General features: G+C 68.2%; 23 protein-coding genes. 9 read left to right on the top strand and 14 right to left on the bottom strand.

Going from position 1 to position 21,749, the window contains the following annotated elements; genetic code table 11:
• The first annotated feature begins 3 nt into the window (after nt 1–3).
• Entirely contained in the window at nt 4–522 is a 519-nt protein-coding gene (locus AB0F51_RS30120) for a general stress protein (RefSeq protein ID WP_360285317.1), read from the top strand.
• Here the strand turns inward: AB0F51_RS30120 and AB0F51_RS30125 are convergent.
• A complete protein-coding gene (locus tag AB0F51_RS30125; protein WP_360285319.1) occupies nt 479–3,499 on the bottom strand; it encodes a BTAD domain-containing putative transcriptional regulator in 3,021 nt (1,006 codons plus the stop codon). The two genes, AB0F51_RS30120 and AB0F51_RS30125, sit on opposite strands and share 44 nt — an antisense overlap.
• On the bottom strand, nt 3,456–4,499 hold the full coding sequence (locus AB0F51_RS30130; RefSeq protein WP_360285320.1) for a transcriptional regulator: 1,044 nt from the start codon (nt 4,497–4,499) through the stop codon (nt 3,456–3,458). Before AB0F51_RS30130 ends, AB0F51_RS30125 begins: the two co-directional genes overlap by 44 nt.
• Before the next feature lie 215 nt (nt 4,500–4,714).
• Between AB0F51_RS30130 and AB0F51_RS30135 the strand changes: the two genes are divergently transcribed.
• Nucleotides 4,715–5,218: a MaoC family dehydratase gene (locus AB0F51_RS30135; RefSeq protein WP_360285322.1), complete on the top strand. Its 504-nt coding sequence runs from the start codon at nt 4,715–4,717 to the stop codon at nt 5,216–5,218.
• On the opposite strand, the gene AB0F51_RS30140 is transcribed toward AB0F51_RS30135, so the two are convergent.
• The 6 genes from AB0F51_RS30140 to AB0F51_RS30165 form a co-directional block, all read right to left on the bottom strand.
• Nucleotides 5,211–7,022 carry a xylan 1,4-beta-xylosidase gene (locus AB0F51_RS30140; protein ID WP_360285323.1) on the bottom strand — a complete coding sequence of 604 codons (1,812 nt, stop codon included), beginning with the start codon at nt 7,020–7,022 and terminating at the stop codon, nt 5,211–5,213. The two genes, AB0F51_RS30135 and AB0F51_RS30140, sit on opposite strands and share 8 nt — an antisense overlap.
• Before the next feature lie 23 nt (nt 7,023–7,045).
• The gene (locus AB0F51_RS30145; protein ID WP_360285325.1) at nt 7,046–8,638 is read right to left on the bottom strand and encodes a glucoamylase family protein; all 1,593 of its coding nucleotides are present in this window, start codon (nt 8,636–8,638) and stop codon (nt 7,046–7,048) included.
• A gap of 16 nt (nt 8,639–8,654) precedes the next feature.
• Nucleotides 8,655–9,467 (bottom strand): carbohydrate ABC transporter permease, encoded by an 813-nt coding sequence (locus AB0F51_RS30150; protein WP_360285326.1) that lies wholly within the window; start codon nt 9,465–9,467, stop codon nt 8,655–8,657.
• Complete coding sequence (locus AB0F51_RS30155; RefSeq protein ID WP_360285327.1) at nt 9,467–10,240, bottom strand: sugar ABC transporter permease; 774 nt, start codon at nt 10,238–10,240, stop codon at nt 9,467–9,469. Before AB0F51_RS30155 ends, AB0F51_RS30150 begins: the two co-directional genes overlap by 1 nt.
• Before the next feature lie 186 nt (nt 10,241–10,426).
• Entirely contained in the window at nt 10,427–11,719 is a 1,293-nt protein-coding gene (locus AB0F51_RS30160; protein ID WP_360285329.1) for a sugar ABC transporter substrate-binding protein, read from the bottom strand.
• Between the two features lie 13 nt (nt 11,720–11,732).
• Nucleotides 11,733–12,785, bottom strand: coding sequence for a LacI family DNA-binding transcriptional regulator (locus AB0F51_RS30165; protein WP_360285330.1), 1,053 nt, complete (start codon nt 12,783–12,785; stop codon nt 11,733–11,735).
• Nucleotides 12,786–12,901: 116 nt separating this feature from the next.
• Between AB0F51_RS30165 and AB0F51_RS30170 the strand changes: the two genes are divergently transcribed.
• Both AB0F51_RS30170 and AB0F51_RS30175 read left to right on the top strand, forming a co-directional pair.
• The gene (locus AB0F51_RS30170; protein WP_360285331.1) at nt 12,902–13,489 is read left to right on the top strand and encodes a histidine phosphatase family protein; all 588 of its coding nucleotides are present in this window, start codon (nt 12,902–12,904) and stop codon (nt 13,487–13,489) included.
• A gap of 16 nt (nt 13,490–13,505) precedes the next feature.
• On the top strand, nt 13,506–13,919 hold the full coding sequence (locus AB0F51_RS30175; protein ID WP_360285333.1) for a hypothetical protein: 414 nt from the start codon (nt 13,506–13,508) through the stop codon (nt 13,917–13,919).
• Between the two features lie 2 nt (nt 13,920–13,921).
• Here AB0F51_RS30175 and AB0F51_RS30180 read toward each other — a convergent pair whose 3' ends face one another.
• Nucleotides 13,922–14,479 (bottom strand): TetR/AcrR family transcriptional regulator, encoded by a 558-nt coding sequence (locus AB0F51_RS30180; protein ID WP_360285335.1) that lies wholly within the window; start codon nt 14,477–14,479, stop codon nt 13,922–13,924.
• A gap of 88 nt (nt 14,480–14,567) precedes the next feature.
• Here AB0F51_RS30180 and AB0F51_RS30185 point away from each other — a divergent pair, with 88 nt between their 5' ends.
• Nucleotides 14,568–15,002, top strand: coding sequence for a DUF4267 domain-containing protein (locus tag AB0F51_RS30185; RefSeq protein WP_360285336.1), 435 nt, complete (start codon nt 14,568–14,570; stop codon nt 15,000–15,002).
• Here AB0F51_RS30185 and AB0F51_RS30190 read toward each other — a convergent pair.
• Entirely contained in the window at nt 14,928–15,713 is a 786-nt protein-coding gene (locus AB0F51_RS30190) for a GNAT family N-acetyltransferase (RefSeq protein ID WP_360285337.1), read from the bottom strand. The two genes, AB0F51_RS30185 and AB0F51_RS30190, sit on opposite strands and share 75 nt — an antisense overlap.
• A 41-nt stretch (nt 15,714–15,754) precedes the next feature.
• Entirely contained in the window at nt 15,755–16,183 is a 429-nt protein-coding gene (locus AB0F51_RS30195) for an NUDIX hydrolase (protein ID WP_360285338.1), read from the bottom strand.
• A 79-nt stretch (nt 16,184–16,262) separates the two neighbouring features.
• Here AB0F51_RS30195 and AB0F51_RS30200 point away from each other — a divergent pair, with 79 nt between their 5' ends.
• The 3 genes from AB0F51_RS30200 to AB0F51_RS30210 are packed head-to-tail and all read left to right on the top strand — an operon-like array spanning nt 16,263 to nt 18,648.
• A complete protein-coding gene (locus AB0F51_RS30200; RefSeq protein ID WP_360285339.1) occupies nt 16,263–17,147 on the top strand; it encodes a PHP domain-containing protein in 885 nt (294 codons plus the stop codon).
• Complete coding sequence (locus AB0F51_RS30205) at nt 17,144–17,761, top strand: MarC family protein (RefSeq protein ID WP_360285340.1); 618 nt, start codon at nt 17,144–17,146, stop codon at nt 17,759–17,761. Before AB0F51_RS30200 ends, AB0F51_RS30205 begins: the two co-directional genes overlap by 4 nt.
• Nucleotides 17,761–18,648: a PD-(D/E)XK nuclease family protein gene (locus tag AB0F51_RS30210; protein ID WP_360285342.1), complete on the top strand. Its 888-nt coding sequence runs from the start codon at nt 17,761–17,763 to the stop codon at nt 18,646–18,648. Before AB0F51_RS30205 ends, AB0F51_RS30210 begins: the two co-directional genes overlap by 1 nt.
• Nucleotide 18,649: 1 nt before the next feature.
• Here the strand turns inward: AB0F51_RS30210 and AB0F51_RS30215 are convergent, their stop codons facing one another.
• From AB0F51_RS30215 to AB0F51_RS30225, 3 genes are read right to left on the bottom strand one after another with little or no spacing between them, the layout of a single operon-like run.
• Nucleotides 18,650–19,600 carry an ATP-binding cassette domain-containing protein gene (locus AB0F51_RS30215; RefSeq protein WP_360285344.1) on the bottom strand — a complete coding sequence of 317 codons (951 nt, stop codon included), beginning with the start codon at nt 19,598–19,600 and terminating at the stop codon, nt 18,650–18,652.
• A 2-nt stretch (nt 19,601–19,602) separates the two neighbouring features.
• Nucleotides 19,603–20,430, bottom strand: a complete 828-nt coding sequence (locus tag AB0F51_RS30220; protein ID WP_360285346.1) for an ABC transporter permease — start codon at nt 20,428–20,430, stop codon at nt 19,603–19,605.
• A complete protein-coding gene (locus AB0F51_RS30225; RefSeq protein WP_360285348.1) occupies nt 20,423–21,220 on the bottom strand; it encodes an ABC-2 family transporter protein in 798 nt (265 codons plus the stop codon). The genes AB0F51_RS30220 and AB0F51_RS30225 overlap by 8 nt, the downstream gene beginning before the upstream one ends.
• Nucleotides 21,221–21,537: 317 nt before the next feature.
• On the opposite strand from AB0F51_RS30225, the gene AB0F51_RS30230 reads away from it, so the two are divergent.
• Nucleotides 21,538–21,708 (top strand): hypothetical protein, encoded by a 171-nt coding sequence (locus AB0F51_RS30230; protein WP_360285350.1) that lies wholly within the window; start codon nt 21,538–21,540, stop codon nt 21,706–21,708.
• The last annotated feature ends 41 nt before the right edge of the window (nt 21,709–21,749 follow it).

Raw genomic sequence — 21,749 nt, forward strand, 5'->3', positions numbered from 1 at the left:
ACGATGACCACGCAGGGCATGCCCTCGATGGACCCCAGACCCACCGGTCTGACGATCGGGACCTATGACACCTACCGGGAGGCGCAGCGAGCGGTCGACTACCTCTCGGACGAGAAGTTCCCGGTCGAGCACACCACCATCGTCGGCAACAACCTTCGCCAGGTGGAGAAGATCACCGGGCGGCTGACCTGGGGCCGGGCGCTCACCGCCGGGCTGGCCAGCGGTGCCTGGTTCGGCCTGTTCGTCGGTGTACTGCTCGGACTGTTCACCAGCGGCAACGGCGGCTGGCTGGCGGCCGTGATCACCGGTGTGGTGCTGGGCGCGGTCTTCGGGATGGCGTTCGGCGCGATCGGCTACGCCCAGCTCGGCGGCCGCCGCGACTTCACCTCGCGCACCGCGGTGGTGGCGACGACGTACGACGTCCTGTGCGACTTCAAGTACGCCGAAGAGGCCCGCAACCACCTGGCCAAGCTGGCCCTCAAGGGCGAGGTCGCCCCTCGGCTGCCGGAGCAGTCCAACTAGCTGCACCGGGGACGAAACCGGTCTCCTCCTGGATCCTGGCCGCTTCGGTGGCGTGGCCGGCGGCGGGTTCCAGCACGGCGAGCAAGAGCAAGGCACGGCAGGCGAGGATGCGATGGCCGAGCTGGCGGGCGGACTGCAACGCCTGCTTGGCCAGCTCCGCCGCTCGCTCCGGTTGCCCCCTCCCCAGGTCGGCTTCGGCCAGGCCGAGCACGGACTCCGCGACCGTGGCCTGGTGGCCGTTACTGCGGGCGATACCGCGGGCAGCCTGGTGATGGCGAGCAGCGTCGTTCCAGTGGCCGCGCCGGCTGCAGATCTTTCCCAGCACGTTCAGAGCCGCGGCCTCGTGCCACGGCCGGCCGTTGCCGTGGCTGCGGGTCAGTGCCCTTCTGGTCCAGCTCTCGGCCTCTTCCAGGTAGCCCAGATCGGCGTAGAGCAAGGCGGTCTCGTACTGCTGCGGCAGTGACTCGTCCTCCGACCGCGCGGCTTCGCTGAGATCCGTCTCTGCTTGGGTCAGGTCTCCCAGCAGCCGGTGGGCCACGCCGCGGTTGAACAGAGCCACCGTCCTGCTGCGGTTGTCGGGCGCGATGGCGACCGCCTCGTCCGCGGCCGCCAGTGCCGCGGCCAGGTCGCCCAGGTTGCACTGCGCATTGCTGAGGCTGTTCAGGGCGTTGGCCAGAGCTCCGGGGCGGTCGTGCTCGCGCAGACCGGCCACTCCCCGCTTCAGCAGCTCCGCGGCCTTCAGCGACTGGCCCATGTCGTCGTAGGCCATGCCCAGGTTGCAGAGCAGTGCCGAGTACCCCAGGGTGAACCCCGCCCGCGCATAGAACTCCGCAGCCTCACGGGCCAGCTCGATGGCTGCAGCGTTGTCGCCACTGACGAACTGCAGCGCTCCAAGGCTGTGCAGCATCGCCCCTTGCCCACCGAGGTCGCCACTGCTCCTGGCCGCCGCCATCCCGGCCAGAACCGTTGCCTGCCACGCATCCAGCCGATGATTGATGGTCAGGTAGTGGCGGAGGATGTCGGCCAACTGCCAGGCCACCTGATTCGGTCCGCGCTCGGCAGCGCGCTTGATCATGGCGACCAGGCCCGCCTCCTCCTGCTCGAGCCAGGCGTGCGCCTCGTCGGGGTCGCTGAAGGTCTGTGAGCCGAGCTGAGGCGTCAGCCGGACCGCAGGCAGGTACGCGAAGCGAGTGGCGGCGTCAGCGGTCGACAGGTACCACTCACACAGTCGCAGCCAGGCCGCTTGGGCTTCCGGCTCCGCCTCGGCACGCTGTTCGGCGTACAGGCGGATGAGGTCGTGCATGCGGTACCGGTCGGCTTGGCGGACCAGCAGGTTGGCGCTGACCAGGCTGTCGAGGAGTGCGCCGGCCTCCTGCGTTCCCGTGCCGAGTAGCGCGGCGGCTGTCGGGACTGTCACGTCTGGACCGGGCACAAGTCCCAGGAGGGCGAACAGGTGTCGGGAGTCGGGGAGCAGGCCCTCGTACGAACGCGCGAACGCGCCCTCGACGGCTGCGTCGGGTTCACCGACTACGGACAGCGCGAGCAACCTGTTGCTGCCCCGGAGCTCCTCGACGTACGCCGCGATCGAGTCCTCTGAGCGCTGCGCCAGGTGGCCGGCAGCGATCCGTAGGGCGAGGGGGAGGCAGCCGCAGAGCTTGGCGAGTTCCTCTACCGCCGGCAGCTCGCCATCGACTCTCTCAGACCCGAGTACGGCCCGCAGCAGCTCCACAGCTTCGGCCAACTCCAGTACTGCGACCGTCGTACCCAGTGCGCTGTCCAGGACACTCAACCCGGCCAGCTCGTTCCTGCTCGTCACCAGTACTGCGCTGTCCCGTGAGCCCGGCAGTAGTGGCCGGACCTGCGGTGAGTTCTTGGCATCGTCGAGCAGGATCAGGACCCGCTTGTCGGCCAGGATCGAGCGCAACCGGGCCGAGAGCGTGTCGACATCACCTGTCATCGCCTCAACGCCGGCCAACTCCAACAGCGAGCGCAGTACCTCCAGCGGGTCCCTCTCGGAGTCACCGGCGCCGTCCAGGCGCACGTACCACTGCCCGTCGGGATACCTGCTCCGCAACCGGTGAGCGACCCGCACAGCCAGCGCCGTCTTGCCCGCACCCGGCGGCCCACTGATGGTGACCACCGGTACTGCGGCAGGGCTCGTCAGGCGGCCCACGATCGCGTCCACCTCGTCCTGACGGCCTACGAAATCCCCGATGTCGAGCGGGAGTTGCCGATGCACCTGCCACTCGGCCGGGGCCGCTGGCTGCTCCGCCTGTTGCCCGGCCAGCACGGCGATGTGGACGCGACGGATCTCCTCACCGGGATCGACACCCAGTTCGTCCCGCAGCAGGGCAGCCACCTGGTGGTACGTCGCCAGTGCGTCACCCTGCCGAGCCGAGTTGTGCAGGGCGAGCATCAACTGGGCCCAGAACCGCTCGCGGAGCGGGTACTGCTTGGTCAGTGCGGTCAGCTCCGGTACCAGCTGGTTGTGCTCGCGCAGGGCGAGCCGTTCGTCGATCAGCTGCTCGGTGACCCGCAGCCACTCCTCCTGCAGCACTGCTCGCTGGTCCCGGACGACGGGGTAGTCCAGCGTGCCGGTCAGCGGCTCCCCTTCCCACAGCCGTAGTGCCGCGGTCAGGTCTTCGATGCTGCCGGCAGCGGCCAGCAGCCGGAACTGAAGAAGATCCAGCTGGTGGTCCTCGACGTCCAGACGGTAGCCGCCGATGACCGTCTGGAGCCGGGCTTCCGGCCCGAGGACGGCCCGCAGCCTCGACACGGCCGTGTGCAGGGCGCGCTGGGGCCGGGTCGGCGGCTCACCACCCCAGAGCCAGTGGACCAACTCCGGGAACGTGACGGTCTGGTTCGCGTTGACCAGTAGAGCGGCCAGCAGGTTCCGCAGCCGGGGTGCCCCGATCGGCACCTCGGTCCCCTCCTCAAGGACCGCGATGGGACCCAGCAGCCGGAAGACGGGACTCATGCAGGTCAGTGTTACCTGACCAGGGGTCGGTACCTTCCAGCAACGCGTGCCCGAGCTGGGTCGCCTGATGGATCACCGACTTGCCCCGGCGCTGCGAAACGATCAGCCCGGCGTCCCGTAGTACGGCGGTCTGGTGGCTGGCCGTGGCCAGGGTGATGTTGCAGGAGCGGGCCAACTGAGTCGTGGTCGCGCCCTCGACGGTCAGTGCCAGGACGGTCGCGCGGGTCCGGCCCACGAGCGAGGCCAGGCGCTCCTGGGTGTCCTCGCTCGAGCGCTCCTTGTGCAGCAGCCCACCGGCGTACTGGACGGGGAACACCAGGACCGGGGGGAGCTGGTCGTCCATCAGCTTCGTGGGCGTCTTCCAGCAGAAGTACGACGGCTGCAGCCGCAGACCCCGGCCGTTGAGCCGCATCTCCCCGTCCGGGAAGGCAGGGATCTCCAGGACCTGTCCCTGCCACCGCGCCTGCGGGTGGATCCCGGTCAGCATCGACCCGACTCCACCCGTGGTCAGCTGGTGCATCCGGTACCGGTTGTCCGCCTGCACAGCCGACCGCAACGACGGCCAGTACGCCGCCAGTGCGGACCGATGGTAGACCCGCACCGAGTGGCCGAGCCGATGCAGGCTCTCGGGGCGCGCCTCGCCGAGCTGACGCACCCAGGTGACCGACGTACGGTTCGGCTTCAGCAGCGACAGATCCCTGCGGACCCGGTGGCGCGGCGTCGACAGCATCAGGTCCACCGCCTCGCCGAACTCGCTCGACTGGGACGTCGGTGTCAGGAAGTCGGGGGAGTAGCCCACCGGCGGCGCCAGCGCGGCCAGCGGGCCGACGACCTCCCGAGGGAGTCTGCGGCGCATCCGCTGACGCCAGGCGCCGTACGCGAGCGGGCCGTCCTCGACCTGCAGCATGTGCAGGCTCAGCAGCACCTCCCAGAGCGGGTCCGGCTCGGCGGCCAGCGTCGTCCGGGCGATGTCCTCGGCGGTGAAGTGAATGCGCAGCATGCTGTTCCTTCCCAGTCCGGAGCCTCCAAGGCGGCTCCAGCGGCCCCAGAAGACCAGGGAAACAGCAGGCCCTTACCGATCGCTCACCTCCGGGTGACGTATCTCTCCCGGGGCCGTGACGCGGCTGAGAGGAAGGCCACGCGGCGAGGTACTGCCGCTGCGGGCTCCGATTGGGCAGCATGGGCCGCGGGACGGGGTCAGCGGAAGGAGCAGGGATGCAGTTCGGTCGCAGTTACGAGGAGTTCGAGGTCGGTGCCGTGTACAAGCACTGGCCCGGCAAGACGGTCACCGAGTCCGACGACCACCTGTTCTGCCTGCTCACGATGAACCACCACCCGCTGCACCTGGACGTCAACTACGCCGAGCAGACCACCCAGTTCGGCAAGAACGTTGTAGTTGGCAACTACATCTACTCGATCCTGCTCGGCATGTCGGTGCCCGACGTGAGCGGCAAGGCGATCGCCAACCTGGAGATCGAGTCGTTGCGGCACGTCGCGCCGACCTTCCACGGCGACACCATCTACGGCGAGACCACCGTGCTGGACAAGTGGGAGTCGAAGTCCAAGGACGACCGGGGCGTCGTCTACGTCGAGACCAAGGGCTACAAACAGGACGGCACCGTGGTCTGCCTGTTCAAGCGCAAGGTGATGGTCCCGAAGAACAGCTACCTGGAAGCCCGCGGCGGCCACCAACCCGCCCGCCCCACCCCACTCAGCTAGTTGGGCGGAGCTCGACCAGTACGGCGCTGGGCATCCGCAGGGTGAGCGTTACTTCTTCTGTTGATCGTTCCAACGGCGTACTGCGGAGCTTGATGCGCTCAGCCAGCAGCCGCCACTGATCGTCGGTCGGCCAGTCGCCGATTTTCAAAGCTTCTGCCTCTGCCACCAGGTTGCCCGAGTCCTCGGACAGCCAGGTGGCTGTTGCTTGCCAGCTGGGATCGACGCCGGGGAAACTCAGGGTGATCTCCCGGGTGAGGTCGGTGGCGCCGTCTGCCTTGGACTGGTCGAGGGTCAGGTTCCACACCAGTACGGCGATCCGGTCCCGGCCGCGGGACGCCCACGCCTCCACCAGACTCCCGCCCCCGTCGCCATCAACGACCACAGGCAGCTCGACCGGCCCGAGGCGGTTCAGCAGTGACAGCGCGTGGAAGCGCGGCTTCGCCAGCCCGCCGACCGTCTGCAGCCCGAAGCCGCCGTGCAGCAACCGCGGCGGCCGGCCGAGTTCCTCGAAGTGGTCCGACGCCACCCAGTAGGCCAGCGCGTCCACCCGCCCGGCCGCCGACCGCATCCCGCGCAGCAGGAACACCCCAGCGAACACCGAGTCGCTGATCGGGTTGAAGTGTGTCGGTGTCACGCCCCACTCGGTCCACAGGATCCGCGCCTCGCCGAACCCGTGCCGCTCCAGCGACGCCCGTACGTCGAGCGGCGGACTCCCGTAGGTGTGCGTCGTCACGAAATCCACGGCCGCACCACTCGAGGCCGCATGCGCGAGCAGGTCGTCCACCCACCCGGCCGCCGCCGAAGACGGACCGCCGACGGCCAGCCGCGCGTCGACGGACTTCACCGCCGCGGCGGTCACGTCGTACAGGTGTAGCCACTCCGTCTTGGTGCCGGACCAGAAGACCTCGAGGTTCGCCTCGTTCCACACCTCGAAGTCCCAGGTCAGTACTTCGTCCAGCCCGTACCGCTCGACCAGATGCTCGACCAGCGCGCGCACCAGGTCGTGCCACCGCTCGTACGACTTCGGCGGCGAGATGATCGCGCCGTACTCGAAGACGGTCTTCGACGGGTCGGCCGCGAGGTCTCGGGGCATGAACCCGAGCTCGACCACCGGCCGCAACCCGAGCCCGAGCACCTTGTCGTAGATCGCGTCGACCACCGCGAAGTCGTACGCCGGTACGCCGTCCACCTCGGTGTAGACCCGGGTGTCGTCGTGGAAGATCGCGTGCGCCCGGACCGTCCGGACCCCGAGCTCGTCGTGCATCCGGCGTAACGCCTGCTCCAGCTCGACCCCGATCTCGCGACCACCGGTGAGGTCCTTGCAGAGCAGCTGGCTGAGCCGTTCGCTCCCCACCATCGGCACCCACGGCCGCGGCAACTCAGTGCCGTGGGCAACCGCATCCACAGTGACCCGGACACCAGGCAGGTTGTCATCGGCAACCAAAGCAGTTGCCTCGACCCACGGACCTGGCCGACCGTGCACGGTCACCTCGGGGACACTCGCCACCGCGTACCGGTACGTCGTACCGGGCGTGCCGGTCGTGTCGACATACGGTGGCGCCGGCACCGACAGGATGTCGCGGCTGTGGTGGTCGACCGGCTCGAGCGAGCAGTCGTCCAGGCCGCGCAGGATCACGTAGCCGACCGCGCCCGGTACCGGTGACCAGTCCACCGTCACCTGGCCGACCCCGCCCACCGCCGTCACCGACGCCGGAGGATCGAGGTCGGGCAACTCGACCACGCGGGTCTCGTCGCTGCGCAGGGTGATCCGCTCGTCCCAGTCGGCCTTCGCATTGCTCTGCATACAGGTGACTCCCGTTGGTTGGTTCAGTCGAGGCCGGCGGTGAACTGCTCCATCGCGATCAGCGGGCGGACCCGCCGGACCACGTCGCCGACGGCGAAGTTGCGCCGGATCAGGTCACCGGCGAAGACGTTGCCGATGGCACCCATCACCATCGCCTGGTCCAGGGACAGGTAGCGCCGGGCGATCAGCCCGGACTTCACCGCGACCGAGTCGAAGAACCCGCCACCGCCGTACGCGTGCAGCGTCGACTCGATCCGGCTGAGGTTGTCCAGCGCCTGCCGCGGCGCGTACTGCATCGCCAGGAACGCGGCATGCGGCGTCACCACACCGTCGCCGTAGGTCGGGTTCGGGTTGGTCCCCTCGCGGCAACCGTCGAACCCCGCGTCGAAGTTGGTCGCCTCGAGATCCGAGGGGTAGCCACCCGGGTCCATCCCGATCGCGTCCACACCGTAGACCGAGTAGCCGCCCTTCGGGTTGCTCGCCGGCGAGAAGCCCCAGTACCCGTACTTCGCTTCGTCCATCCCGTGCTCGATATGCGCCCGGACAGTCAGTGGGTGGTTGATGCCCCAACTGCGCGGCGCCCAACTCGACTCCGGGACGAACAGGTCGGGCATCAGCGACTCGAACATGTCGCCGCCCCAGGACGGGACGAGCCGCATTCCGCGGTACGAGTAGCTGCCCTCGAACACGTCGATGCCCAGGTAGGTCCGATGAACGCCGACCGGCTTCTGCTCGACCCACGACCAGTCGCACGTGTCCGGGAAGGTGCGGTAGGTGGCGAAGTACTGCTGCGGCGGCACCTGCCCGCGAGCGATCCCGATGTATGGCGCGATCCGGGCTTCGGTGTTGCAGGTGTCGTAGTGGAACTTGCGGTAGTACACGTCCGGCCCGGTACCGGCGTGGTTGCCCTTGTCGGTCGCCTCGTCCGGCGGCGGCGTCTCGAAGAAGCCGCCCCGCATCAGACCCGCTCCGAGCCCGGGCCGGGCGTTGGGGTTGTAGTAGTAGGCGAAGTTCATCTTGGCGAGCAGTTGGCCGGCCAGCCGGCGTACGGCGGGCTCCGCGGTGCGGACCACCATCAGGGCCGCCGCGAACCAGCCGTTGTCCACGCTGGACACGAACGGCGTGATCGCCTTGGTTCCGTCGGGATCGACCCGCAGGACCTCGCCGGTCGATTCGTCGTACCAGTTGAAGTACATCCCGCTCGGCTCGTGATGGTCGACGCGGGACATCGTGGTGAGGGTCTGCCGCAGCCGCCGGATGGATTCGGCCGGCGAGATGATGCCGAGCTCGCGCGCGACGATCGTGCTCCACAGGTAGCCGCCGATGTTGGTCGGCGAGGTGTACCCGCTGCGGACCGGGTTGGTGACGGACTCCCCGATGTTGTCGGCGGGCAGGCCGGTCTTCTCGTCGGTCATCGCGACCAGACTGCGCCAGGTGTCCCGGGCCCAGCGGCCGACCAGAGCCCGGTCCTGGCGACTTGGGCGCCACCCACCCCGCAGCAGAGCGGCGGGATCGGGCGTACCGGCGTACGAGCTGGTGGTGAGGCCGGCGGAACCGGCGAGGGCCGCTGTGCCTGTTGCTGCTAGTAACGTGCGTCGGCTGATGTTGGCGGTCATCGGAGCCTCCAGAGAGTTATTTGAAGCCAGTGATGGCGATGCCCTTGGTGACGTGGCGTTGGAAGACCAGGAAAATCACCAGCACCGGTACGACGACCACGACCGCGCCGGCCATCAGCAGGCCGAAGTTCTGCGCGTTCTGGCCGGTCGAGTACAGCGCCAGGGCGACGGGCAGGGTGTACTTCTCCTCGGTCTGGGCGACCACCAAGGGCCACAGGAAGTTGTTCCAGGAGCCGAGGAAGGTGAGGATCCCGAGAGTGGCCAGGGCAGGCCTGGTCAACGGGAGCATGATCCGGGCGAAAATGCCGAGCTCGCTGGTGCCGTCCACCCGGCCGGCGTCCATCAGGTCGTCGGGCAGGCCCTGGAAGAACTGCCGCATCAGGAACACCCCGAACGGCGAGACCAGGAACGGCAGGATCAGGCCGGGATAGGTGTTGGCCAGTCCGGCGTTGGTGACCAGGACGAACAGCGGTACGAAGGTGACCACGCCCGGCACCATCAGGGTGCCGAGGACCAGCACGAACAACGCGTTGCGGCCGCGGAAGTTCAGTTTCGCCAGCGCGTAACCGACCATCGAGCAGAACAACAGGTTGCCGGCCGTCACGGCCAGCGCGACGACGGTCGAGTTGAGGAAGTACCGCGGGAAGTTCGCCTTGCTGAACAGGTTGTCGTAGTTCTGCGTGGTCGGTGCCTCAGGCAACCAGGTCGGCGGCACCCGGAGCAGCTCGCCCTGGGTCTTGAAACTGCCGAGCAGCATCCACAGGAACGGCGCGGCCACCGCGACCAGCCCGAGAATCGCGATCAGGTAGATCCACCAGGTCCGGCGCATCACTTCTCCCTCAGCAGCTTGAACTGGATGAAGGTCACGACCGCGATGACGACGAACAGGATGTAGCTCATCGACGTGGCCAGGCCGTAGTTGCCGAAGCCGAACTGCTGGTAGGTGTACATCGACACCGACACCGTGCTGTTCAGCGGCCCGCCCTGCGTCATCACGAACGGCTCCTCGAAGAACTGCAGGTAGCCGATCCCGGTGGTGACGCTGGTGAACAGGACGGTCGGCCGGAGCAACGGCAGGATCAGGTACCGGAACCGTTGCCACGAGCCCGCACCGTCGAGCTGGCCGGCCTCCTCGACCGACTGCGGGATGCCCTGCAGACCGGCCAGGAAGATGATCATCGCCGAGCCGAAGTTGCGCCAGACCGCCATCATGATCAGCGACGGCATCGCCCAGGTCTTCGACGCGAGCCAGTTCGGCCCGTCGATGCCGACCCAGGACAGCACCGTGTTCAGCAGCCCGGCCTCCGGGGCGAGCACGAACCGCCAGATCACCGCGATGGCGACGATCGAGGTGATCACCGGCAGGTAGTAGCCGACCTTGAACAGGCTCTGGAACCGCTTGACGCCGCGGTCCAGCAGGAGCGCCGCCGCCAACGCGAGGACGAGCGTCAACGGCACCCCGACCAGGACGAAGTACGCCGTGTTGAGCGCCGCCTTGCGGAATGTCTCGTCCTGGAAAGCCCGCAGGTAGTTGTCGAAGCCGACCCCGTTCACCGCGAACGGCGTCCGCAGATCACGCTGCTTCAGATCGGTAAAACTCATCCCCAACGACCCAAGCACCGGCCCCGCAGTAAATCCCAGAAAGAGCACGACAAACGGCAAGGTCAGAATCCACGCGGCCGCCGTCTGCCTCCCTGCAGCACCCGACCGGCCGCGCCGCTCCGCCGGCCCCGGGGTCAGATCTTTCGGCTGCCCCGGAGCTTTCAGTGTTGCTGAGCTCATTGTCGATCAGCCGCCGGTGCCGATCGACGCTGCTTTGGTCTGGATCGCCTTGGCGGTGTCGGCGGGGGACTGGCCGGACTTGGCCATCTTCTCCACCTCGGCGTCGAACGCGGCCGCGACCTGCTCCCAGCTCACGATCGCGGGCGGCGCCTTCGCATCCTCGAGCTGCTTGCCGAACACCGGCAGCAGCGGATCACTCGCGATGCTGGGGTCCTCCCAGGCGCTCTTCACCGCCGGCAGATCGGTGGACAGCTTGAACCACTGCGCCTGCGTCTTCGCGTCGGACAGCCACTTCACCAGCTTCCAGGCACTGTCCTTGTTCTTGCTGTTCTTGAAGACGACGAAGTTGCTGCCGCCGACGAACGAGGTCGCGGTCTTGTTCTTCGGCAGCTGGAACACGCCGATGTTCGGCTTGATCTTGTCGCCACCGAGCTTGGCTACCGAGCCCGCCATCCACGGACCGGAGATGAACATCGGCACCTCACCGCTGACGAACTGCGCCTCGGTCTGGTTCGCCGGCAGGTCGATCCCGGCCAGCTTGTCGGTGAAGAAGCTCTGGTAGTACTTCAGCCCTTCCTGCATCTCCGGCGTGTCGAAGGTGAACTGCTTCTGGTCGTCGGTGGTGATCTCCGCCCCGGCCGACCAGGCGAACGGCATGACGGTCTGCCACGATCCCGTTCCGCCCGGCTGCAGATTGATCCCGTACTTCGCTCCGGCCTTCTCCTTCATCGCCTTCGCCATCGCCTTGAGGCCGTCCCAGTCGGTCGGCGGCGTGGTGATCCCGGCCTTGGCGGCCAGGTCCTTGCGGTAGTAGACCAGCCGCGTCTCGACGTACCAGGGGACGCCGTAGCTGGTCCCGCCGACCTTGGTGGTCTCGTTGGCGCCCTCGAAGAAGCCGCTGGTGTCGATCCCGGCCGGGGTCGGGTCGAGCGCGTCGAGATCGGCGAACTCACCCATCCAGGTGGTGCCGACCATCGCGGCGTCCGGCAGCGTCTGCGCGGTGATCGCGGTGGTGAACTTGCTGTGCGCGGCGTCCCAGGGGATCGGGGTGATCTTGACCTTGGCGCCCGGGTTGGCCTGCTCGAAGGCGGCGGTCAGCTTGGGCAGGTTCTCACCCTCGGTGCCCATCGCCCAGACGGACAGCTCGCCGGTGGCGGGTCCGTCGCTGATACTGGTCGTTGCCTTCGGCGCTGATTCTCCGGAGTCGTCCGAGCGGCCGCAGCCGGCCAGGGCCAGCGTGGTCGCCGTCAGTGCCGCACCGCCGATCACCAGTCGGCGGCGGGTGGTCTGGGTGAACATCAGTGATTTCTCCTCAACCGGTTGATGGTGCTACCTGTGTTTCTCCCGGTCCCGTGCCGCAACTACCGCGCAGCACAAGCTCCGTCCCCAGTACGTCGTTCCGCGCCCGTGTCCGCTCACCGCTGATCCGCTCGTGCAACCGCTGAGCCGCCAACCGCCCCAACTCAGCCATCGGCTGCCGCACCGTCGTCAGCCCCGGCGACACATACCGAGCCGCCATCACGTCATCCCACCCCGTCACCACCACATCCCCCGGCACCCGAACACCGCCGTCCCCCAGGCCCTTCACGATCGCCAACGCCAATTCGTCGTTGGCACAAACCAACCCGTCCACCCGCCCCGCAGACCAATCAGTTGCTTCTAGCAACTTGGTGGCGAAGGCTGTGCCTGCTTCTTCTGTCAGGGGGACTCGTTCTGGCTTTGGGGCTTCGAGGCCTCGGGCTCGGAGTGCTGCGGTGAAGCCGGTGTAGCGTTCGGAGACGTCGTAGGAGCTGTCGGGGTCGCCTACGAAGAGCAAGTTCTGGTGGCCGTCGTCCAGGAGTCGGCTGGTCAGTTGTTCTGCGCTGGAGGCGTTCTCGGTGCGCACCGAGTCGCAGCCGGTGAGCGGTGGATGGGCCACCAGGACGATCGGGACGTTCGCCCGCCGCAAGCCCTGGATCGCGGGCAGGTCGAGCGCGTTGCCGTGGACAACGATCCCGTCGACCCGGCTGGCCAGGTCACGGAGGGTTCGGGACGGATCGGGGTTTCCGTGAGTGACGGTCAGGATCACGCTCTGGCCGTGTTCACCGGCCCATCGCTCGTACCCCATCAGCAGGTCGCCGTAGAACGGACCGGCCAGGTCGGGCAGGACCAGCCCGTGCGCCTCGTGCCGTTGCACAGCGAGACTTCGAGCGGCCCGCAGCGGCACGTAGTTCAACTCCTTCGCCGCCTGGTCCACCCGCGCCCGCGCCTTTGCCGACACCGGGCCGGTCCCTTGCAGGACGCGCGAAACAGTCGCGATCGACAGCTTCGCCAGCGCCGCGACGTCGTAGATCGTCGCGGGCCTGCCGGTCGGTCCGGTGGGCATCCGCGGTCTCCTCATCCAAAAGTGGAAGCGCTTACAGTTTTCGACCTTGCCTTGTCCCGGTGCGGTTGGTCAAGGGCTCGGCCGGTGTCGATCCGGCTTTCTGCGACGATGGCGGGGTGAGCACACACGCGCAGTCAGGGGAACGGAAGGACCGGCTCTGGCTGGTTCGGCACGGCGAGACGGAGTGGAGCAAGTCGGGCAAACACACGTCGACGACCGACCTGCCGCTGACCGAGGAAGGGGAGCGGATCGCCAAGTCGCTGAAGGAGCGGCTGGCGGGACAGGAGTTCGATCTGGTGCTGACCAGCCCGCGCCAGCGTGCCCGGCGTACGGCGGAACTGGCCGGCTTCGCGGATGCGGAGGTCGACGATGATCTGGTCGAGTGGAACTACGGCGACTACGAGGGCATCACTACCGCGGAGATCCGCAAGACGGTCCCCGGTTGGACGGTCTGGGCCTACCCCACGCCGAACGGTGAAACCCCGCAGCAGGTCTCAACGCGTCTTGACCGGGTCAACGCGAAGATCGCCGCGGTCGACGGCGACGTCCTCGTCTTCGGTCACTCCCACGCCCTGCGCGCCCTGACCGCCCGCTGGCTGGAACTCGACGTCACCGAAGGCCGCCACTTCGTCCTCAACACAGCCACCGTCTCCATCCTCGGCTGGGACCGCGGCTCCCCAGCCGTCCACCAGTGGAACGCCTGATACCTGACAATGAGGGATGCGCCGCACGCTGATCGGATCAGTCACCCTGATGCTCGCGGTGGTGGCGTGCTCGAGCGGTATCAGTTGCAGTCCGTGTGCGCCGGGACTGCAGATCTACGTGACTTCGCTCAAGGTGGGCTCGACGGGCATCAGAACCTGCGTCGACAACCGCTGTGACGCGATCCGCTCGGTGCGGGACGCGTGGCCGGCGGTCGGGATCCCGGGAGACCTGTCTGGGAAGTTGGTGGAGCTGCAGGTCTACCGTGGACGCAAGCTCGTCGACAGGTACGCCGCCTCGGTCACCTTGCGGCCGCCCAGCGGCAAGGACTGCGACTGCGGCGAGTCTCGGCTGCTGACCCCCGGCCCGAGCGGCACGCTGGTTCAGTGTTGGACGAGCGACGAGATCGGCTGCACCAGCCGAGATCGGTAGCGCTAGTGGGCAGTGATCAGTCTGACGAGTAGGTCGATGCGGTGCTCGTGGAGGTCTGGGCGGAGGCGGGAGCCGGCCTGGAGGGTTGCGAGGCCGTGGAGTGAGCTCCAGAAGAGTTCGGCGAGTGTTTCGGGGTCGCCGTCGGCGTGCGGTTCGACTGCTGCGAGGAAGACGGCGAAACCCGCGCGCAGGCTGGCGGGGATCTCGCCGACGGCGAACGTCAACTCGCTCTGCCGCACGAACATCGCCTGATACAAGGCCGGGTGCTCGCGGGCGAACTCCAGATACGCATCCGCCAACCCGCGCAACCCAGCCCGCTCCACGCCTTTCGTCAGTGCGACGGTGAGCTCGTCGAAGCCTTGCAGGGCGACCGCCGAGGCGATGGCGTCCATGTTCTTGAAGTGGCTGTAGAGGACCGGCTGGCTGTACTCGACCTTGTCGGCGAGCTTGCGCGTGGTGACCGCCTCCCAGCCCTCCGCCTCGGCGAGCTCCCGGGCGGCGCTGACGATCAGCCGGCCGCGTTCCTCCCGCGCCTTCTCTTTCCGCTGCTGCACTGACATGACCCGATGCTAGCACTGCTAGACATTCTGCCGACGACAGTGTTAGCGTTGCTCTCGAACCTAGCAGCGCTAGAAACGGAGCAATGAGATGACTCTTCGCCGCCTGACCACCATCCTGACCGTCGTCCTCGGCCTCGCGCCGATCACCTTCGGCCTGAACTACCTGCTCGACGGGCAAGGTGCCGCCAGCGGCTTCGGCATCGACCCCTGGCCGACCGGCAACGCGGCCGGCTACTTCATGGTCAAAGCCGGTCGCGACCTCGCCCTCGGGCTGAACATCCTCGTCCTGCTCGCGCTCGGCCACCGCCGCGCGACCGGGATCGTGATGGCCATCGTCACGGTCGCGCCGATCCTCGACATGATCGCCGTCTTCACCCACGGCGGTTCGGCCGCGACGGCTCTCGGCGTCCACGGCCTGACCGCGGTCGTCGTCGCGATCGTGGCCGGCCTACTGCTGCGGGAGCGCCCACTCGTAGAGGTCGATCGCGCAGTACTTCCGAAAGCCGAGGCCCGCATAAACTGACCGCCCGGCAGGCGACGAGCCCAGTACGGCGTACTGGCTGCCCGAGTCGCGAGCCTCCCGCAGTACGGCGGAAGTGAGCGCGGCGCCGATCCCGCGTCGCCTCGCCTCGGGCACCGTCATGACGAAGTACACCCCGGCCACCCCAGCCGCCAGGAACACCGTCGCTGTGGCGACCGGCTCGCCATCGAGGTAGCCCAAGTAGTGCCGCCACGGATCCGCGACGCCCAGCCGGCGGTAGACCTGAGCCACCCACTCCGCCTCCTTCGGGCCTTCCCCGAATCCCCGGCCCAAGGTGTCCGCCCAGACCCCCAACTCCGCAACGCCGATGCGCTCGACCCGCAGCCCGGCAGCCTCCGCCTCCCGCAGTTCGGTGAGCCGGAGGGCCATGCCGGGCTCTGCGCCGCCATGGCGAAACCCGGCGGCCAGCAGCCGGTCACCCAGATCCAGCGGGCGCATCGACGGCCCGACGTGCCAGCTCCCCGGTACGCCGGAATTCTTCAACTCCTGAAGGGATTCCGCGACCACGCGATTCGCTGAGGCCTCGCCGACCGAACAGGCGACTACCGCGTTGTGGTAGTCGATCGGCGATCCACCGATGGTCCAAGAGACCCCGCCGTCGGACCGCTGATGCCCGCCGCCCGCGGCTCCCATCGCCAGCAGCAGCTCAGCAGCATTGCCCTCGATCGCGCGAACCAGCTCGGCGTCGTTCATCTCCGCAGTCTGCGTGACCCCGCCGACAGATTTCGACCGATTTACCCCGGCAGGGCGTTCCACTGCGCCAGCGTCGAGGCGAGCAACGTCGTGGTGGGGAGGTTCTCGAACTCCTCGCGGCTGACGAACCGCGCGTCCAGCGCGTCGTCACCGGCTGTCAGCGTGCCAGCGACCGGCTCCGCCTGGTAGTCGCGGATCACGAACAGCCTGCCGTTCGGAGCATCGCGTTCGACCTCGCCGACCAGCTCGCCGACCTCGACCGTGAGACCGGTTTCTTCCGCGACTTCCCGCGCCACCGCCGTCGAGTCGTCCTCGCCCGGTTCGACGCGGCCGCCCGGCAACGACCAGAGTCCGCGGCCGGGTTCGTTGGCGCGCTGGATGACGAGCAGCCGGTGCTGTTCGTCGTACACGAGAGCACCGACACAGTCGACCCGCTGCGGCTGGGGCTGGAACTCCAACGGCTCTTCCATGTGGAAAACCATAGGGCCGCCGGCCGGCCCGGATAGCATCACTGCTGACAGTTGTCCAGAGAAGGGATCCCGATCACTCGTGCGCATCGACCTGCACACCCATTCGAACCGCTCGGACGGCACCGACCCGGTCGACGTCCTGATCGCGCATGCGAAGCGGGACGGCCTGGACGTGATCGCGCTCACCGATCACGACACGGCCGACGGCTGGGGCGAAGGTCGGCGGGCCGCCGAGGAGCTCGGGATCGGCTTCGTGCCGGGGATCGAGATCTCCTGCAAGCTCAACGGCATCAGCGTGCATCTGCTCGGCTACCTGCTGGACCCGTCGTACCCGCCGCTGGCCGGCGAGCTGTCCACGGTCCGGGACGGCCGGACCGACCGGATTCCCTCGATCGTTGCCCGCCTCAACCGGATGGGCGTCGCGCTGACCGTCGACGAGGTGCTCGCCCAAGCGACCGGTACGCCGTCCGTCGGCCGCCCGCACGTCGCCGACGCACTGGTTGCCAACGGCACCGTCGCGGATCGCGGCGAGGCCTTCGACCGGTTCCTGGCCGACGGGCGTCCCGGGCACGTCTCGCACTACGCGATCGAGCCGGGCCGCGCGATCGAGGTGGTCCGCGCGGCCGGCGGCGTACCGGTGATCGCGCATCCGTGGGGCCGGTCCAGCCACAAGGTGATGACCGCCGAGACGATCGCGCGCCTGGTCACCGACCACGGCCTGGCCGGCATCGAGGTCGACCACCAGGACCACTCACCGCAGTCCCGTACTGCGTTGCGCGCGATCGCGAAGGAACTCGGCATCATCTACACCGGGTCCAGCGACCACCACGGCGCGGGCAAGGTCGACCACGACCTGGGCGTGAACACGACGGAGCCGGAGCAGTTCGAGCGGCTGCTCGAGGTGGCCAAGGCAAATGCGGCCGCCGCTCCCGACGCCACCGCGGCCGAGGCCTACCTGCCATGAACGACATCATCAACCTCTCGTTGCTCAGCTCGGTCTTCGTCACGCTGTTCGTGATCATGGACCCGCCGGGCACGGTGCCGGTCTTCATCTCGCTGACCGCGGGGCAGTCGCGCGCCGTACGCAAGAAGGCCGCGTGGCAGGCGGTCCTGGTCGCGTTCGGCGTGATCGTCGCGTTCGCGATCTTCGGCCAGCAGATCCTGAGCCAGCTGCACATCTCACTTCCCGCGCTGCAGTGTGCGGGCGGCCTGCTGCTCCTGCTGATCGCGCTGCAGTTGCTGACCGACACCGCCGAGGACCCGGTCCAGACCAAGAACGTGAACATCGCCTTCGTCCCGCTCGGTACGCCGTTGCTGGCCGGGCCGGGCGCGATCGTCGCCACGATGGTTTTCGTCCAGCGCGCCGACGGTGCGTTGCCGGACGTGGTCGCGATCTCGGTCGGGATCGTGCTGATCCACATCGTGATGTGGCTGACGCTGCGGTTCTCCGGGCTGATCATGCGGTTGCTGGGGGAGAACGGCGTCCTCCTCGTCACCCGGATCGCGGGTCTGCTGCTGAGCGCGATCGCAGTCCAGCTGGTGGCGGATGCGGTGACAGACTTCATCAAGGCCGGCTGATGACCGACACCCTGCCGGGCATGCCCACCAAGCTGTTCGTCGCGACACCGACGAAGCTGCTGAACTTCGCCGACTGCAGACGCAAGTACCGCTACACCTACCTGGAGACGCCGCGCCCGCCGAAGGGCCCGGCGTGGGCGCACAACACGGTCGGTGGCGTCGTGCACGAGGTGCTCGCCGAGTTCTTCGGCCGCTGGCCGGCGGCTCGGCGTACGCCGGACGAGGTGGTCGCCAAGATCCGCTCGAGCTGGCGGCAGGACGGATTCCGCGACGAGCAGCAGTCACTGACCTGGCGCGAACGGGCCACCGACATGGTCCTCGGCTACCTCCGCGACACCGACCCGTACCACGAACCGCTCGGCGTCGAGCGCACGGTCGCCTTCACCACCGAGCGCGCCAGCCTGCGCGGCCGGGTGGACCGGATCGACGAGCGCCCGGCCCGCGACGGCAGCGGCGGATCCGAGCTGGCCATCGTCGACTACAAGACCGGCCGCCATCCGCTGACCAGCACGGACGCCCGATCGTCGCTGGCCATGGCGCTCTACGTCCTGGGCGCCCGCCGCGTGCTGCGCCGGCCGTCGACCCGGGTCGAGCTGCACCACCTACCGACCAACACGATCGCCGCCGCCGACCACGACGACGCGTCGCTGGCCCGCCACCAGCGCCGAGCCGAATCGATCGCCGACGACGCCGCGGCAGCCGAGGCCCGCTGGCGCACCGGCCTCACCCCAGCCGAAGCCGACGAACACTTCCCACCCGAACCCTCCGCCCTCTGCGGCTGGTGCGACTACGCCCACATCTGCCCACCCGGCCGCCGAATCTCCCCACCCCGAGATCCTTGGTCAGCCCTGGAAGACCTCCCGGAGCCCACCGCCGAAGCAGGCTGAATCAGGGGGTCTTGGCGTAGAGGCGGGCGATGATCGATTCGATGGTGGGGTCGGCGATGGAGAGGTCGACGAGAGGGTAGCGGGCGGCGATCTGGGCTACCAGCGGGGCGGCGCTGGTGGTGGGTGGGAAGGTCAGGTGCTGGCGGGGGCCTTCGGTTTTGGTGACGGTGGTGCCGGGGATGTCGATGGGCGGCAGCGAAGTGGCCAGGTCGACGATCAGGGTGCGGGGTGCCGACTGGCTGGCCCGGAGGCCGGTGAGGGTGCCGTCGTAGACCTGGTGGCCGTGGTCGATGACCATCACCCGGGAGCAGAGCGCCTCGATGTCGTCCAGGTCGTGGGTGGTGAGGATGATGGTGGTGCCGCGTTCCTGGTTGACCTGCGCCAGGAACTCCCGCAGCCGCGCCTTGCTGATGATGTCGAGGCCGATCGTCGGCTCGTCGAGGTAGACGATCTCCGGATCGTGCAGCAGCGCCGCCGCGATGTCGCCGCGCATCCGCTGCCCGAGCGACAGTTGCCGCACCGGTACGTCGAGGAGGTCGCCCAGATCCAGGAGCTCCACGAAGGTGGCCAGGTTTTCCAGGTGCCGCGCCTTCGGTACGCCGTACATCTTCTGCAGCACCGCGAAGGAGTCCTTCAGCGGCAGGTCCCACCACAGCGTGGTGCGCTGCCCGAAGACGACGCCGATCCGTTTGGCCAGTTTGAGCCGGTGGCGGGACGGGTCGACGCCGGCCACCCGGATCGATCCGCCGGTCGGGACCAGGATGCCGGTGAGCATCTTGATCGTGGTCGACTTGCCGGCGCCGTTCGGGCCGATGTAGCCCATCACCTCGCCGGGCTCGACGGTGAAGGACAGCCCGTCGACCGCCCGCACCTCCCGCCGAGTACGCCGCAGGCCGACCCGACTCGTCACGGTGAAGGCGCGGGACACGTTCTCCAGTTCGATCACGGACACTGCTAGCTCCCTGTACTGCGGTAGCGGCGGAGACCGGCTCGCCAGGCCAGTGACGCCAGCGCGATCATCGCGATGGCCACCAAGGGCGCGAGCAGGCCGATCCAGGACGGCAGCCCCAACGGGGCGGGTTTGCCCAGCACGTAGAGCACCGGGTAGTAGTTCACGAACGCGAGCGGTACGACGAAGGTGACGGCGCGGACGACGTCCTGGCCGAAGACCACCAGCGGGTACTGCGTCAACTGCTGCCCGCCGTAGGTGAACGAGTTGGACAGCTCGGCCGAGTCGATCGCGATGAACTGGAAGGCGGCACCGAGCACGAAGATCGCGCCGAAGATCAGCGTTCCGGTGATCAGCGACACCCCGAGAACGATGCCCTTGGCAACGGTCCAGTCGAGCTCGGTCCGGGACAGGGCGATGACCAGGATCAGTCCGGCCTGCAGCGGCCGGCCGACCCGCCGGAGCGCGAAGTCATTGGCCACCGCTTGCAGGAAGGCCGGCACCGGGCGAACCAGCCACACGTCCAGTTCGCCGGTCCGGATCCGCTGCCCGACCTGGTCGATCGAGCCGGTGAGCAGATTCGCCAGCCCGAGCGTCATCGAGGCGGTGCCGTAAAGGATCGCCATCTCGCCCAGGCTGAAACCGCCGAACGACTTGATGTGGCTGAACATCAGGAACACGGCGGCGAAGTCGGTGCCGGTGATCAGTACGCCGGTCAGCACGGTCAGCGCGAACGACAACGGATAGGCCAGCCCGGACCGCATCCACATCGTCAGCAGCAGCCAGTACTGACCGGGCCAGCTGAGGGCTCTGCGCAGCGCTGAGTCATCCACCGGCGATCACCACCTTCCGCGTCGCGAAGTACGTCGCCAGTTGTCCGGCCAGCACCAGGATCAAGATCCAGAGCAGCTGGAAACCCACCGCGGATCCGACACCACCGGGATTCCGTCCCAGCCACACGTCGATCGGCACCTGCAGCGTGGCCGCCCACGGCGTGGCCCGGGCGAACTCGCCGATCCAGCCGGGGAACAGCACCAGCGGCAGCGTCGAGCCGGAGAAGAACAGCGACAGCGCCATCGCCAGGTTCTCCATCCCGCGCGAGTCGGTGATCCAGAACCCGGACAGCGCGACCAGGTAGCGAACCCCGAAGCTGACCGTGATCCCGAACGCCACGGCCACCGCGACCGCCAGCCACTGCACCGCCGACGACGGGAAGTTCAGGTCGAACACGAGCGCCCCGACCAGCAGCGGAGCACCACCGCGGACCAGCAACTGGAAAAGCGCCCGGCCCGCGTCGACGGAGAGCCACCACAACATCAGATGGGTCGGCCGGTACAGATCGACCGCGATCTCGCCGGTACGAACCCGCTCGCCGAGCTCGGCCGTGGTGGTCGCGCCGAAGATCCCCACCGGCAGCAGCAGACCCTGCTGGAGCCAGACGAAGGTGAGCGCGTCGGACACGTCGTACCCGCCGAGGCCGGGACGCGCGTTCCACAGGGTCAGGTAGACACCGCAGAAGATGAAGCCGAACACCGTGTTGGTGAAGGCGCCGGACAAGGTGGCGATCCGGTACGTCGAGAACCGGCGGAACGACCGCACCGCGATCGCCCAGTAAACCCCCACGCAACCTCCTTCGGAACACTCGAAGTGGTGTCCGGACAAGGCCCAGTGGCACGCAGAACCGCCCCGGTTCCGCGAAGGACCGGGGGTTCGGACACCACTGTGGCGGCACGCGAAAGCGATGCCGTTGTCAAGGGAAGGAATCGGACAGTACGCCGGGCCGTCGCGGGGCGTCAACTCGATTGTGTCCCGGCAGCTGTGTCAGGACCGTGATGGTCCGCGGGCCCGCGGGACCATGACTTGAACCGGCCGATCTCGTTGACTTGCGGGAGGGCCCCAACCGGACCGGTGGTCCCCGGGGTAGACAAGGTATGCCGACGATGACGACGGACGACCCAGTGCCGGCGAAGGCTCCGCCCGCGGACGGAGCCGGGTTCGTCGACTGGGTGCGACCGCACCTGCCCGCGATGGCCAGGGTGGCGGCGCGGCTCGGGGGGGGCGGCGCCCCGGACGACAACGTGCACGGATCCCACACCCCCGCCGGGCAGTAAAGCCACCAGGACGAAGGCCGCCCCGGTAACCCCGCGGCGGG

Source organism: Kribbella sp. NPDC023855, assembly GCF_040639475.1.
Taxonomy (GTDB): Bacteria; Actinomycetota; Actinomycetes; order Propionibacteriales; family Kribbellaceae; genus Kribbella.

Bases quoted from the DNA above. Each gene is read 5' to 3' on its own strand.
- AB0F51_RS30195 (WP_360285338.1), bottom strand. From the start codon at position 16,183: ATGGAAGAGCCGTTGGAGTTCCAGCCCCAGCCGCAGCGGGTCGACTGT.
- AB0F51_RS30180 (WP_360285335.1), bottom strand. From the start codon at position 14,479: ATGTCAGTGCAGCAGCGGAAAGAGAAGGCGCGGGAGGAACGCGGCCGG.
- AB0F51_RS30150 (WP_360285326.1), bottom strand. From the start codon at position 9,467: ATGCGCCGGACCTGGTGGATCTACCTGATCGCGATTCTCGGGCTGGTC.
- AB0F51_RS30205 (WP_360285340.1), top strand. From the start codon at position 17,144: ATGAACGACATCATCAACCTCTCGTTGCTCAGCTCGGTCTTCGTCACG.
- AB0F51_RS30210 (WP_360285342.1), top strand. From the start codon at position 17,761: ATGACCGACACCCTGCCGGGCATGCCCACCAAGCTGTTCGTCGCGACA.
- AB0F51_RS30165 (WP_360285330.1), bottom strand. From the start codon at position 12,785: ATGCCCACCGGACCGACCGGCAGGCCCGCGACGATCTACGACGTCGCG.
- AB0F51_RS30175 (WP_360285333.1), top strand. From the start codon at position 13,506: ATGCGCCGCACGCTGATCGGATCAGTCACCCTGATGCTCGCGGTGGTG.
- AB0F51_RS30145 (WP_360285325.1), bottom strand. From the start codon at position 8,638: ATGACCGCCAACATCAGCCGACGCACGTTACTAGCAGCAACAGGCACA.
- AB0F51_RS30140 (WP_360285323.1), bottom strand. From the start codon at position 7,022: ATGCAGAGCAATGCGAAGGCCGACTGGGACGAGCGGATCACCCTGCGC.
- AB0F51_RS30155 (WP_360285327.1), bottom strand. From the start codon at position 10,240: ATGAGTTTTACCGATCTGAAGCAGCGTGATCTGCGGACGCCGTTCGCG.
- AB0F51_RS30130 (WP_360285320.1), bottom strand. From the start codon at position 4,499: ATGCTGCGCATTCACTTCACCGCCGAGGACATCGCCCGGACGACGCTG.
- AB0F51_RS30125 (WP_360285319.1), bottom strand. From the start codon at position 3,499: ATGAGTCCCGTCTTCCGGCTGCTGGGTCCCATCGCGGTCCTTGAGGAG.
- AB0F51_RS30190 (WP_360285337.1), bottom strand. From the start codon at position 15,713: ATGAACGACGCCGAGCTGGTTCGCGCGATCGAGGGCAATGCTGCTGAG.
- AB0F51_RS30230 (WP_360285350.1), top strand. From the start codon at position 21,538: ATGACGACGGACGACCCAGTGCCGGCGAAGGCTCCGCCCGCGGACGGA.
- AB0F51_RS30185 (WP_360285336.1), top strand. From the start codon at position 14,568: ATGACTCTTCGCCGCCTGACCACCATCCTGACCGTCGTCCTCGGCCTC.
- AB0F51_RS30160 (WP_360285329.1), bottom strand. From the start codon at position 11,719: ATGTTCACCCAGACCACCCGCCGCCGACTGGTGATCGGCGGTGCGGCA.
- AB0F51_RS30135 (WP_360285322.1), top strand. From the start codon at position 4,715: ATGCAGTTCGGTCGCAGTTACGAGGAGTTCGAGGTCGGTGCCGTGTAC.
- AB0F51_RS30120 (WP_360285317.1), top strand. From the start codon at position 4: ATGACCACGCAGGGCATGCCCTCGATGGACCCCAGACCCACCGGTCTG.